This is a genomic window from Mycolicibacterium thermoresistibile (genome assembly GCF_900187065.1).
Classification (GTDB): Bacteria; Actinomycetota; Actinomycetes; order Mycobacteriales; family Mycobacteriaceae; genus Mycobacterium; species Mycobacterium thermoresistibile.
Window position 1 is genome coordinate 3,711,713 of sequence record NZ_LT906483.1, and the last position, 12,866, is coordinate 3,724,578.

The window sequence follows — 12,866 nt, forward strand, 5'->3', positions numbered from 1 at the left end:
CTGTCACTTCTTGTCGCTGGAGAGAATGGTCACGGCTGAGACGGCGGTGGGACCGCCGATGTTATGCGCCAGAGCGACTCGAGCGCCGTCCACTTGGTTCTCGGCTTGACCGCGAAGTTGGATGAACAGTTCATAGCATTGGGCCACACCCGTCGCGCCCGGCGGATGACCCTTCGCCTTGAGGCCTCCGCTCGCGTTGATCGGGATGGACCCTCCGACATAGTTATCGGCGGCCTCTACCAACTTGTATGCCTCGAAACGGTCGGCGAATCCGAGATCCTCGTAACTGATCAACTCGACGCCGGTGAAACAGTCGTGCACCTCGGCCACATCGATATCGCCCGGCGTAAGGCCGGCCATCTTCATAGCCGACTTCGCCGCCCGTACCGTCGGCGGGAAGGTGGTCATGTCCTTCTTATGCTGGTGCATCACCCGGTCCATCCCGATGCCGACACCGCGCACCCAGACCGGAGAGTCGGTGTAGCGGTCAACGACCTCTTCGGCGGCTAAGATCACAGCCGCTGCCCCATCGCTCTGCGGTGTGCAGTCATAGAGGCCGAACGGCTCGACAATAATCGGGGCGGCCAACGCCTGCTCCACCGTGATCTCGTAGCGCAATTGCGCTTTAGGGTTCTTCAGAGCATGGAAGTGATTCTTGACCGCAATCATGGCCATGTGTTCTTTGGTCGCCGGCGACTCGTGCAGATAACGCGTGATGTGCAAAGCGAAGTTCGCCGGCGCCACCAGACCGAGCGGATAGTCCCAGGCGTTGTCGCGTGTCATCGCGGCCCAGTCCCAAAAAGTGGTGGTGGACGACGTCTCACGTACTTTGTCCGCTCCTACAACGAGCACGACGTCATACAGCCCAGAGGCGATCGCCAGTACACCGTTGCGAATCGCATCATTTCCTGTCGCACAGGCATTTTCAATGCGTGTCACCGGAATGTCGGTGAGGTCGAGTGTGTCCGCAAGTATTCCCGACGGGAAGCCGTCGGTAGTCGACAACTCGCCGAACCACGCTGCCTCGATCTCGGCCTTCTCGATGCCCTTGTCTACATTTCCCACGGCTTCGGCAAAGGCCATGGGTACGAGATCCTTGATGCCCAAATCGAAATGCTCACCGAAGGGTGTCATTCCCGCCCCTACTATCGCGACGTTTCTCATGCCTGAATTCCTTTTTCTGAACGGCCCGGCCAGAATGCATATCCGTCGTCGGGGATACCGGCCCTAATCGCAATCCGCCGCAACACCACTTCTCCTGCCTGGCCGATTTTGGTCTCGCCCGCCGGCACCGCGGTCACCTTGAGCAGTGCCCGGACAGGGCTGTTATCGAGTTGAACCACAGCTAATGAGTACGGACTCGGCAAGTCGGGCACCGGGATTCGTACTGTGGTGTGCGTATACACGGTTCCGGTGCGCGGCAGCGGCTCGAGCCGGTAGTCGCGGACTAGTCTTCCGGAGGCGTCCACCCGCAGCCGCGGCGGGAACTGCGGTGTCGTGTCCATTTCGGTCTGTTCTTCGAAAACCGCGGCTTCCCAACGGATCTTTGGTTCGAACGCGCGGCTGTAAGCAGGCATCGAAATCGGGATGCCAGTGCCGTCCGCGATCTCGAAGTCGGGCATCGCGCGGGGCGCGACCTCGTCGCGAGTAACGGTGACGACCTCGTTCGGTGACCGCAGCTGCGCGACACTCACGGCCGCCTGCTCGATCCCGATCATCATCCCGGACAGCTGTTTCTCGATCGCGGTCGCCAACGCGCGTATCACACCGGTCGCCGACGGCACCGCCTCTTCTACCGCATCCTCAGCGTCGACCCCCTTGCCGATCTGGGCCGCGGGCACACCGGCCACACCCGCGACCGCGCCGCTGAGGTTGAGCTTGGCCAGGCTGGCGCGCACACCTACCTCACGTTGCAGGCGGGGGTCCGAATATGTGTGACTAGAACCATCGTCACCCCGTGCGACCAGCGGAAGGCTACGGCTCTGCCGACCAGTGGCGGTGATTTCAGCGCCACGCTCGCCGGTCAGCACGGCCGCTGCACCCGCCACTCGGTCGTTGTCGTCAGCAGCGATGACCAGGGTGCCCGAGGCCGCACCCACGATCTGGTCCAGCACCGCAGGAGCGCCGCCGAGTACCTCGGCGACGGGCGTCTCGTTGGGCAATCCGAGCGCAGCAAGTAGGACTGCAGCGTTGCCACCTTCGATAAGCGGGAAGTTCCGAGAGATAAACACCACTCCGCGCGCTTGCGCGTTCGGGTCGGCCGCCCTGCCCGCAGCGACTGCCATGGTGAGCGCATCCTCGTCTGGCCCCCTGACTCTCTGTCTGCCGCTGCGCCACGGCGGCAGGTAAGTGCCGACCGACACAATAGCGGTTCCAATGTTCGGTGGCCACAGCCAAGAAATGGGCCGACCGTTATCGCGACGGTGGCGAAGCAGCGATGGTAGACCGGCCCAGCCGGCCGCATCGCAGTCCGTTGCGGTTGCCGAAACGACGTGAGCGGCGCATCGTCAACCTGCGCTTCACCCGGCGGTGGGGCCCACATCGTATCGCCGCCCATTTGCGGTTGGCGCGGTCAACGGTAGAAGCGGTGTTACGCCGCTACCGCATGCCATTGCTGCGGCACCTGGACCAGAACACCGGGTTGCCGGTACGCCGGCCCAAACCCCGCCGCTATGAGCACCCGGCTCCCGGCGACTTGGTCCATGTCGACGTCAAGAAACTGGGCCGCATCCCCGACGGGGGCGGCCATCGCAAGCTGGGTCGCCAAGCCGGCCGGCGCAACCGCTGCGGCATGGGATACACGTTCTTGCACCACGCCGTTGATGACCACTCCCGGCTGGCGTATTCCGAGGACCTCGCCGACGAACGCAAAGAAACCGCCGCGGGGTTCTGGAAACGCGCCAGCGCGTTCTTCGCCGACCATGGCATTACCGTCAAGCGGGTGTTGACCGACAATGGACCCTGTTACCGGTCAAAGAATTTCGCTGAAGCGCTCGGCCCCGACATCGCCCACAAGAGGACCCGGCCCTACCGGCCGCAGACCAACGGCAAAGTCGAGCGATTCAACCGCACCCTGACCACTGAATGGGCCTATGCGCAGACCTACCGCTCTGAGGCCGAACGCGCCGGAACCTACCAGCACTGGCTGCATCACTACAATCACCACCGACCCCACACCGGCATCGGCGGAATGACACCTATCGACCGCCTACGCGTTCACAACCTACCCGTGAAGAACAACCAGTGCCCAACTTCTATCTCGCGTCCACCCCACTGCCGAGGATCTAAGGAAGCTGTGAGTCAATTCGACGCGCTTTGCGCCAACGAACCCGAACTCGCCGCGTTGCGGGCGTCGGTCCGCGACTTCCTGAAAGCCGACCGTGCCGAGTTCGGTTGGCAGCCTGACGTCGATTCCTGGCTGGGTCAGTGGGACGAGGCCTTCAGTGCCCGCCTCGGCGCAGCCGGTTTTGTCGGACTGACTATTCCCAAGAAATACGGCGGAGCGGGGTTGACTCATCTACACCGCTATGTCGTTATCGAGGAACTGCTGGCTCAGGGTGCACCAGTGGCTGCGCACTGGGTTGCCGATCGTCAAGTCGTTCCAAGCCTGCTGAGCTATGGAAGCGAAGACCAGCGCAAACGACTGCTGCCCCGCATCGCCGCCGGAACCTTCTTCTCCTCCATCGGGATGAGCGAGCACGGGGCAGGTTCCGACCTGGCTGCCGTGCAGACCAAGGCAGTCAGCGCCGACGGCGGTTGGCTGCTCAACGGAACCAAGGTTTGGACCAGCGGTGCGCACAAGGCGCATCAAGTGGTCGTGCTCGCCCGAACCAGTCCGCCGGATCGACAGATGCGGCACTCCGGCTTCAGTCAATTTCTGGTCCCCTGCGGTACCGACGGTGTGCGGATCGAGCCAATCCTGATGATGAACGGCGACCATCACTTCAACGAGGTTTCGTTCGAGGACGTCTTCGTTCCTGAGAGCGACGTGCTCGGGCAGATAGGTCAGGGGTGGCACCAGGTCACCGCGGAGTTGTCCTTCGAACGCAGCGGACCCGAGCGAATCCTCTCGACCGTGCCGCTGATCGTCGCGGCGATCCGGGTGCTAGGTAACACGCCAACCACCGATGACACCACTGCCGGAATCCTCGGTGACCTGCTGGCACGGCTCATCTCGCTGCGGCAATTATCGATCTGGGTCGCACGCACACTCAATGAATCTCATGCGGCGGCGAATCAGGCCGCGTTGGTCAAGGACCTGGGCACCCAGTTCGAACAAGAGTCGACCGACGTAATCATCGACGTGCTGAACGCGGTGGAAGCGACGCCCGAGTTGGCTGCCTTGAGCGCCACCGCAATGCTGCACAAGCCGGTATTTACGCTGCGCGGTGGCACCAACGAGGTGCTTCGGGGCGTTGTCGCTCGAGGAATGGGGTTGCGTTGAGTGCACTTTCGGGCGGAGTATTCGCCACCGACATCGCAGGAGACGAGTACACCGACCTGCGGCAGCTGGTCCACGAAATCGGACGCCGGTCATTTGACGCACGCGTCGGCCAACGGCGAGTGCCCGAGCAATTCGATACGAACCTGTGGCACCACCTTCAGGAGTCGGGACTGACACGTTTGACTAGCAGCGGCGATGTCGAGGCCGGACCGAACGAGCTGGCTGTCGTGCTGGCAGGCATAGCCCAGCACTCCGGTGCCATCCCGCTCGCCGAAACCGATGCCTTGGCCGGCTGGCTCGGGCAACGGGCAGATGTTGATCTGCCCGTGGGGCCGTTGACCGTCGCAGTCGCCGACGCCGAGGAGACTGCCGGTTACGTGCGTGGAATCGCACCTGACGTCCCATGGGCGCGCTCCAGCGCTGCCGTGCTACTGGTGGCCCGGACGGCGGACCGAACGCTCGTCGGCACCGTCGACAACGCCACATCCGATCTGGCCGACGGGCATAACCTTGCCGGAGAACCACGAAGCCGGCTTACCTTCGATATCCCGGTCGAGAAACTGGCCGCCGTAGACTCGACCCTTGGAGTCGAGCTGTGGGTGCGTGGTGCGTGGTGTCGCTGCGTGCAGACGATTGGCACCCTGGATGCCGTCGTCGCCATGTCGGTGAACCACACCGCCGAAAGAATCCAGTTCGGGCGAACACTCAGCAGGTTTCAGTCCGTGCAACACGGGTTAGCCGCGATGGCCGGCGAGATCGAACGCGCCAGGGCCGCTGCCTCACTCGCCGTCGCAGCAGCTGCGGACAACGGATTTGAGTCTGCCCGAACAGAATTCGCTGTCACCGCGGCCAGGGCAGCTGTCGGGCGCGCTGTCACCCCCGTAACGACCATCGCGCATCAGCTGCACGGCGCGATCGGTGTCACTACTGAACATCCGCTGTGGTCAGCCACGATGCGTGCGCGAAGCTGGGCGGGCGAATTCGGCACGACGAACGGATATGCACGCCGGCTCGGCCGCATGGCTCTTCAGGCCCACGATCCGTGGGATCTGGTGATCGGCAATATTTGAGTGGCCAATGACGTTAGAAAGATGCGGCACTAAAGATTAGCGCATACCCCTGTCCCCACCCTGGAGTCGAAGCTGTTGCCCGTATTGACGGCGCGTGTCGTCGAGACGGTCCGGCGCCCCCCCCGACCAGCCACGGGAGCGGTTGTTCGACAAAGCTATGCGGTGCAAGGCCGATGAATAGCACTTAAGCCCGCGCTTCGGCGGTAGTGGCGACCGCCTTGGTCGTCTCCGGGCGCAGTGGCATCGTGCGGCAACCTTCAGATTGCTGGCACGCTGACCGTTATGCCGCTGGAGGGCACGACGACCTACCGAGGTGTGATAACCGCCCCAGCCGGTCGTGGATTCGCCGATTACCGAGGCGGGATGGTGACCAGCGGTAATCGGTCGGAGTTGGTGCGTTGTGATAACCGCCCCAGCCGGTCGTGGATTCGCCGATTACCGAGGCGGGATGGTGACCAGCGGTAATCGGTCGGAGTTGGTGCGTTGCGGGAATGCTCAGTCCCACTTCGATTCCGGCCGGTATAGGCGCTGACGAACCGATCCGGGACCAAACGGCGTTGCCCGCCGGAAGCGTGCCTATATGCAGCGATGCAATTTCTGGCAGCACCGACTTGGACCCGCGAGGACCCAGGTTCAGGCTCGAGCGTCGACCAGGGTGAGTCTGTGCCGGAACGCGAACGCCTTCGCTTCCTCGATACCAGCGGGACCGTCAACGCCTTGAAGGTCCGCACACACCGCTCCACTCGAGTGAGGTATCGCTGCGTCGGTAAGCGCGAGTGCGATGGCTGCGATTGCCTCGCAGTGATCAGGAGTTTGGGAGTTCCATCGAACCGGTAACACATGCCCACTCGGTGTTACATCACTCGGCGCGGAGTGTGACTCGGCGAGGACTCGTGCTGGGGCAATTCGGACCGCGCCCGAAACACCGGCGGTCACGGCGGATGACGTTTCGACGTTGACGCGTTGGCCCGTTAGTGGACGAGGGTCGCAGCAGCGATCTTGGAGCACGACCCGGATCGCTCCGGCGGTGTGCCGCGCGATGAATGCCATCTGGGCGGAAGTGGTGGTGTCAGCGCACCCGACAAGCACGACTCGGTGATCGTGTTGCAGGAGGATGAGTTCACCACGCGCGAGCTCGGCTGCCGCCGCAGCGATCGGCCACCACGGCATGTCGCGCGGGACAGGAATCGAATACACGGTCGTCACGTTCATGTCTGTGTTCTTCCAGTCGCGCGGATCACTTCCGGCCGATGGGGCCATGTGGAACCAGAAGCATGGCGGTGGGAGGCGAGGGCTTGCTGCGCCGGCGCCCGTCCCGGTTCGAGCTGCGTTCCGTCCCGACATCGTTGAGGCTCGACGCTGACGCGGGGCAAGATTTCCTGAATCGACGTCCCCGGTCGCCCATCGTCTTCGACCAACCGCCGGATTACCTCCGAGGCGGCGGCCAGTACCACGTCCCGGGGAGCATCGAAGACACCGTTGTGGTGGATCAACCATGACCGCTCGAGCATGGCCATGACAACGAGCCCTGTCGCCGCTTCATCAGCCGCGAGGGGAGTGGAGGAGGCCTTGGCGATTTGCTGACCGAGCGCTTGCGCCGCCCGGCGATGCGAACGAGCTACCGCGGTGCGAAACGCACCGTCTTGAGGCATGTCTTCTTCCGAGCGGATCACGAAGGCGCCATTGCGGTCGAGGTAGGTGAAGTAGCGGGACACCCACTGATCAATGATCACTGGCGACGCGGTGTCGCTGAACGTTTCGATCACTTCGAGGACTTCGCGGTAGGTCGCGGTTCCAAGTTCGACAAACAACTCGGTTTTGTCCTTGAAGTAATAGTAGAAGTTGGCGCGCGTCACGCCGGCCAGGTCGGTGATATCGCGGATCGTCACCCCAGAGAACCCCTTGCGAGCGAATGCGACCCGGGCGGCGTCGAGGATCGTCAGACGGGTGCGGTCCGACTTGCGAACGCCTGGTGCGGCGGCGTCAGAGTCCATGCCCGGCTGGTTCGGGGTAGAAGCCCTTCGCCCACGAACGTAGAGCGTCGTAGCCGGCTGCCTCCGAGGGCGCCAGGGCCGGCCGCTCCATATAGCGCTGATGCTCCCAGATCCGAATGTCGTCCGGTAGCGCCAGTTTGGCCACAGCCAACCGTTCTGCAAAGTCGTCATTCGACTCGTCACTGATCCAGTAACCAGCGAAGATATCCGACCTCGTGTCATCAACGGGCGTTGCGCAGACGGAGATAATGCGGACTCCCTCCCTAAGGTGCTCGCCAGTGAAGGAGAAGCCGACACCCGACCAATAGATCTCGATTGTGTTAATAGTGTCGTCGCGTCGGTCGACCCCGTCCGCCCACCGCTCTCCGAATCCGACCTTGGCCGACCAAGTCACCTCGTCGCGTGTCTCGTGCAGCACCCGCGGGCTGATCGCGGTGCGGTGCACGAAACGGAAATGATGTGGGTCCACGGCATTCTCGGCAATTACCTGTGGGTGAACCTTGACACGTTCGAACCGAGTCCGGCACTCCTCGGTGAACTCGTAATAGTTCCGCGACGCGACGTGGTTACCGAGCACTGCGCGTCCATCAGGCACCTGCCACTGGGGCGCCGTTCCCGTCGCGTCGTGCCAGATGTAGATCGAGTCGTTGGCCTCGGTAACGGGATACGACCGAACTCGGCGTCCCCGGTTCGGGCGCTTCTCGTACGGGATTCGCACGTTGCGCCCCTCGCCATCCCAAACCCAGCCATGAAACGGGCACTGGATTCCGTCCTCGACCACGCAACCGCCGTGGGCGAGATTGGCACCGAGATGCTGACAATGCGCATCCAGGACACTGACCGATCCGTCCGCCTTCCGGAAAGCCACAAGATCGCGACCGAAATAATGCAGCGGTACGACCGCACGTTCGGTGATGTCGGCGCTCCAAGCGATTTGGAACCAGCCGGTCGGCGACATGCTCGGCAGCTCGGCCATCAAGCCCTCCCTTATTCGATGCTGTCCGGCGGAGACACACTATCTGATTTTTGACAAAATCGTCAAGACTCCTGAACAACCTATCACTGCCCTCACCGATGAGCAGGACACGCGCGCGGCGGGCGATCCGACATGCACGGGTTGACGATCGGCGACATCGCCCGGGCGACGTCTACAGTTGCGGCAGGACCGGGTACTGCGTCTGGACGGCCTCCTCCCGCGTGTGTTTCAGCATGTCGGACTACCGGTACGCCGTCGATTTTCCCAGCGTCACCCACACCTCGATGTGGTGTTGGTCCCGACCAGTCCGAGCACGACCGTCTGATTCAGTGATACCGATCCCGCAGACCTGTAGGAGTTCCTTCGGCACTTCGCTCCCCTACAGGCTCTGGCGCGCGCCGTCGCCAAGCGGGTCTCGGTATGCGGCGTGGAATTGCAGCCGAATGACCGACTGATCGCTCCGGAGTTGTGGCTTCGGCCAATCAGGACGAGTCTGTTCGATCACTCCCGAACGAGCACAAGACATTCGGCATCGGAATTGCCGGCACCTCGGCTCCCACATGGCCCGGATCGAGTCAACAACGGTGGTTAGTCGAGTGCTTGCGCAAATGGCTCCTTTTCGCATTGACCATGACGCCGACCGGGTCGTTACCCCAGCATCGGGATCCTCAACGGGCGGATCAACGCTCCCGCGCAATCACACCAGGCAAACGGTTGAGCGACGAGACATTGCCTGGCGGGTAATGGAAAGTGCATAGCGGCACGCTATTTTGCAGTGAAGCTGCGTTCGATCATCGAAGGCAGCACCGCCCGTAAGAAAGAAACGGGCCGGTCAAGTCGACAGCCGTAAGAACCGGCCGCAACGGGAAGTCAACTCGCCGTACCGAACAGTCCTAGCCCGGATTTTTCGTGGAATGTTGCCCTTGATGGCGTGTAGATAAGCGAAAGTGCCTGTCCTGTAAGGAATAATCGGACTTGTCTAAGGTTCGGATCGTTCCCACGGAAAGGCACCTCGCAGGTGAAGAATATCGCGGTCGCACCACGGGTGAAAGTCTCAGCCGACGGCCACGGCGTCGTGTCGCACGCCGGGATGGGCATGGTGCGTGAACTCGCCGACCGCACGGGCCTATCAACGCAGGTCACCGTAGCTTTGGCCGACACCTACCGGGGCCCGTGGGTTTACGCCCCCGGTGATGTCTTCGCTGATCTGGCCGCCGCGGTCGCCGACGGGGCGGACTGCGCCGACGGGGCGGACTGCATCGACGGGGTCGGCCAGCTGTGCGGCGATCGTGAGCATGTGTTCGGTGCCGCGGCGTCGACGACGACGATGTGGCGGCTGGTCGATGAGCGCATCGACGCCGCCCACCTGCCCGCGGTGCGGGCCGCGCGGGCCGCCGCGCGAGCGGCGGCCTGGGACGCCGGAGCGGCCCCCGCTGATCAGGACTGGTTGCACATCGACCTCGATGCGACCCTGGTCATCGATCACTCCGACAACAAAGCCGGCGCCACGCCGACCTGGAAGAAGACGTTCGGCCACCATCCGCTGCTGGCGTTTTTGGACCGCCCGGAGATCGCCGGTGGGGAAGCTCTGGGCGGGCTGTTGCGCACCGGCAACGCCGGTGCCAACACCGCCAGCGATCACATCATTGTCCTGGAGCAGGCCCTGGCCGCGCTGCCCCCAGCGTGGCAGCCCGACCCCGATCAACCCGGCGACCCCGATAAGCCGAAGGTGTTGGTGCGCTGCGACACCGCCGGGGCCACCCATAAGTTCGCCGAGGCCTGCCGCACTGCCGGGGTGGGGTTCTCGTTCGGCTACCCCGTCGACGTTCGCGTCCAGGACGCCGTGGACACCCTCAACCTCGGTTCATGCTGGTATCCGGCCATCGACACCTGCGGCGGAATCCGCGACGGGGCCTGGGTCGCCGAGGCCACCGACCTGGTCAACCTCGAGAGCTGGCCGCCCGGCACCCGACTGATCCTGCGCAAGGAGCGCCCCCATCCGGGTGCACAGTTACGGTTCACCGACGCCGACGGGATGCGCGTCACCGCGTTCATCACCGACACACCCCACGGCGTGGTGCCCGGGCAAGTCGCCGGCCTGGAGCTACGTCATCGCCAGCACGCCCGCGTCGAAGACCGCATCCGCGAACTCAAAGCCACCGGCCTGCGCAACCTGCCGTGTCACTCGTTTTGGGCCAACGCCGCCTGGCTGGAAATCGTGCTGGCCGCCGCCGACCTGGTCACCTGGACCAGACTCATCGGCTTCCGCAACCAGCCCGGGCTGGCCCGCGCCGAGATCAACACTTTCCGCTACCGCGTCCTGCACGTCGCCGCCCGCATCACCCGCGGCGCCCGCCAACTACGGCTACGCATCGACGCCACCTGGCGATGGGCCGCAGCGATCCTCACCGCCTGGCAACACCTGCGCACCGCCTTCGGATAACCGCCAGCCCCGCGGACCACCGATCACGAAAGAACCACAGGCCCTGGGAAAGCCCACGATGCAAAATCGAGGCTAGGAAGTCGTCGAGCACGTCCTCGAAGACCGCGTTGGCATCGCCGGCCACCATGTGGTGTGCGCCGGCGACCGAGGCAAACTCGGCGTGCGGCACTAACTCCATGAAGCGCACCGCGTCGTCGACGAAAAGCACATGGGATTCCCCTCCGCGCACCAACAGCGTCGGCAGACGCAGGCTGCTCGCCGAGGCGCCCAGGAGGGCGGGGTCGACGAGCTGATTGCGCTGCACCGCTTGGTCCATGAGAGACGCCAGCAACGCGGGGTCCCAGTGCCAGTACCACCGACCGTCTCGGATCCGTGGGTTCTTCTTTAGCCTGAATCCACGGATGAATTAGCTGTTCATCGAGTGTCGGAATGAGGAAAGTGCCCTCTGAGCTGGGATGATTGATGTTCTCACGCATTAATCGGACCCGGCTCCGAAAAGGCACTTCCGGTGCAAGTTTCGCATAGATTTGCCGCGTAGTCTGCGGTGTTCGACGATGACAACCTCGTGTCATGTGCCGGTCTGGTGCCGGTGATGGGTCAGGCTGAGCAGACCGGCCTGTCAGATCTGTTGGCGCAGCACGTGCACATCACCGAGACGAGGATCAAGTCGGGGGCTGCCAACCTCGCTCCCAAATTGGCCACTGTGATCGCTGCGATGTGCGCGGGGGCGGACTGTATCGATGACGTCGACGTGCTACGCAGCGGCGGGATGAAGACCCTGTTCGACAACGTATACGCGCCCTCGACGATCGGAACCCTATTGCGGGAGTTCACCTTCGGTCATAACCGCCAGCTCGAATCGGTGCTGCGCCACCACTTGTCGGCATTGTGTGGACACGTCGATCTGCTTCCCGGCGCTGCCCAACGCGTGTTCGTCGACATCGATTCGCTGTTGGGTCCGGTCTACGGACACGCCAAACAGGGCGCCTCCTACGGGCACACCAAGATCGCCGGTAAACAGGTCCTGCGCAAGGGCCTGTCCCCGCTGGCGACCACGATCAGCACTGATACCGCTGCGCCGGTGATCGCCGGGATGCGACTGCAGGCGGGTAAGACCGGTTCGGGCAAGGGCGCGGGTCGGATGATCGCCCAGGCGATCGTCACCGCCCGCGCGGCCGGGGCGAGCGGGCAGATCCTGGTGCGCGGCGATTCGGTTTATGGCAGGCGCGCGGTAGTCAAAGCCTGCCGCCGTGCCGGCGCTCAATTCTCCCTGGTCTGGACCAAAAACACCGCGGTGCGCACAGCGATCGCGGCGATCGACGAGGACGCATGGATCCCGGTGCGCTACCCCGGAGCGGTGCAAGACCCCGACTCCGGCAAGTGGATCTCTGATGCCGAGGTCGCCGAAATCGGCTACACCGCCTTCGCGTCCACCAAAGACGCCATCACCGCACGACTGATCGTGCGCAGGGTCAAAGACGCCCGCCACCGCGACGCATTGTTCCCGGTATGGCGGTGTCACCCGTTCTTGACCAACTCTGATGAGCCCACCGCCGACGCCGACATCACCAACCGCCACCGCGCCGTCGTCGAGACCACCTTCGCCGACCTGATCGACGGCCCGCTGGCACGCATGCCCTCAGGGCACTTCGGCGCGAACTCGGCCTGGATACTGTGCGCCGGGATCGCCCACAACCTGCTGCGCGGCGCGGCAACACTGGCCGGCGAGCCCCACATTGTCGCGCGCGGGGCCATGCGCCGCAAGATCGTCAACATTCCCGCCCGCCTGGCCCGCCCACAACGGCGACCCGTACTGCACCTGCCCAGCCACTGGCCCTGGGCTGACGCCTGGCTTCGACTGTGGCACAACCTCTTCAGAGAACGCCCACCACCACAGACCGTCCCTGCCTGACCACTCGCCGCAAGGCCCGACCGGAAC

General features: G+C 63.7%; 9 protein-coding genes and 2 pseudogenes. 5 read left to right on the forward strand and 6 right to left on the reverse strand.

Annotated features, from left to right (window positions below; translation table 11 throughout):
- Positions 1-3: 3 nt before the first annotated feature.
- A complete protein-coding gene (locus tag CKW28_RS17390; protein WP_040546935.1) occupies positions 4-1,164 on the reverse strand; it encodes a thiolase C-terminal domain-containing protein in 1,161 nt (386 codons plus the stop codon).
- Positions 1,161-2,366, reverse strand: coding sequence for a Zn-ribbon domain-containing OB-fold protein (locus CKW28_RS17395; RefSeq protein ID WP_003925526.1), 1,206 nt, complete (start codon positions 2,364-2,366; stop codon positions 1,161-1,163). Before CKW28_RS17395 ends, CKW28_RS17390 begins: the two co-directional genes overlap by 4 nt.
- A 2-nt stretch (positions 2,367-2,368) precedes the next feature.
- Here CKW28_RS17395 and CKW28_RS24205 point away from each other — a divergent pair.
- From CKW28_RS24205 to CKW28_RS17410, 3 genes and pseudogenes are all read left to right on the forward strand, one after another.
- A pseudogene (locus tag CKW28_RS24205) lies at positions 2,369-3,226 on the forward strand (IS481 family transposase); the annotation flags it as partial.
- Positions 3,227-3,295: 69 nt separating this feature from the next.
- A complete protein-coding gene (locus CKW28_RS17405; protein WP_003925533.1) occupies positions 3,296-4,444 on the forward strand; it encodes an acyl-CoA dehydrogenase family protein in 1,149 nt (382 codons plus the stop codon).
- A complete protein-coding gene (locus tag CKW28_RS17410; protein WP_040546941.1) occupies positions 4,441-5,514 on the forward strand; it encodes an acyl-CoA dehydrogenase family protein in 1,074 nt (357 codons plus the stop codon). The genes CKW28_RS17405 and CKW28_RS17410 overlap by 4 nt, the downstream gene beginning before the upstream one ends.
- Positions 5,515-6,147: 633 nt before the next feature.
- On the opposite strand, the gene CKW28_RS24400 is transcribed toward CKW28_RS17410, so the two are convergent.
- The 3 genes and pseudogenes from CKW28_RS24400 to CKW28_RS17425 form a co-directional block, all read right to left on the reverse strand.
- Positions 6,148-7,011 (reverse strand): 3,4-dihydroxy-2-butanone-4-phosphate synthase, encoded by an 864-nt coding sequence (locus tag CKW28_RS24400; RefSeq protein WP_328588364.1) that lies wholly within the window; start codon positions 7,009-7,011, stop codon positions 6,148-6,150.
- Positions 6,927-7,508, reverse strand: a pseudogene (locus tag CKW28_RS17420) (TetR/AcrR family transcriptional regulator); the annotation flags it as partial. The pseudogene CKW28_RS17420 and the gene CKW28_RS24400, both read right to left, overlap by 85 nt.
- On the reverse strand, positions 7,498-8,484 hold the full coding sequence (locus tag CKW28_RS17425) for a Rieske 2Fe-2S domain-containing protein (RefSeq protein WP_003925536.1): 987 nt from the start codon (positions 8,482-8,484) through the stop codon (positions 7,498-7,500). The pseudogene CKW28_RS17420 and the gene CKW28_RS17425, both read right to left, overlap by 11 nt.
- Before the next feature lie 1,018 nt (positions 8,485-9,502).
- Here CKW28_RS17425 and CKW28_RS17430 point away from each other — a divergent pair.
- Positions 9,503-10,927: an IS1380 family transposase gene (locus tag CKW28_RS17430; RefSeq protein WP_095176473.1), complete on the forward strand. Its 1,425-nt coding sequence runs from the start codon at positions 9,503-9,505 to the stop codon at positions 10,925-10,927.
- Here CKW28_RS17430 and CKW28_RS17435 read toward each other — a convergent pair.
- Complete coding sequence (locus CKW28_RS17435) at positions 10,890-11,243, reverse strand: alpha/beta fold hydrolase (RefSeq protein WP_235653873.1); 354 nt, start codon at positions 11,241-11,243, stop codon at positions 10,890-10,892. The two genes, CKW28_RS17430 and CKW28_RS17435, sit on opposite strands and share 38 nt — an antisense overlap.
- A gap of 228 nt (positions 11,244-11,471) precedes the next feature.
- Here CKW28_RS17435 and CKW28_RS17440 point away from each other — a divergent pair, with 228 nt between their 5' ends.
- Positions 11,472-12,839, forward strand: coding sequence for an IS1380 family transposase (locus tag CKW28_RS17440; protein WP_003924782.1), 1,368 nt, complete (start codon positions 11,472-11,474; stop codon positions 12,837-12,839).
- Positions 12,840-12,866 lie beyond the last annotated feature (27 nt).

Excerpts from the sequence above, each read along its gene's own strand:
- CKW28_RS17390 (WP_040546935.1), bottom strand. The coding sequence starts at position 1,164 with ATGAGAAACGTCGCGATAGTAGGGGCGGGAATGACACCCTTCGGTGAG.
- CKW28_RS24400 (WP_328588364.1), bottom strand. The coding sequence starts at position 7,011 with ATGGTTGATCCACCACAACGGTGTCTTCGATGCTCCCCGGGACGTGGT.
- CKW28_RS17425 (WP_003925536.1), bottom strand. The coding sequence starts at position 8,484 with ATGGCCGAGCTGCCGAGCATGTCGCCGACCGGCTGGTTCCAAATCGCT.
- CKW28_RS17435 (WP_235653873.1), bottom strand. The coding sequence starts at position 11,243 with ATGGACCAAGCGGTGCAGCGCAATCAGCTCGTCGACCCCGCCCTCCTG.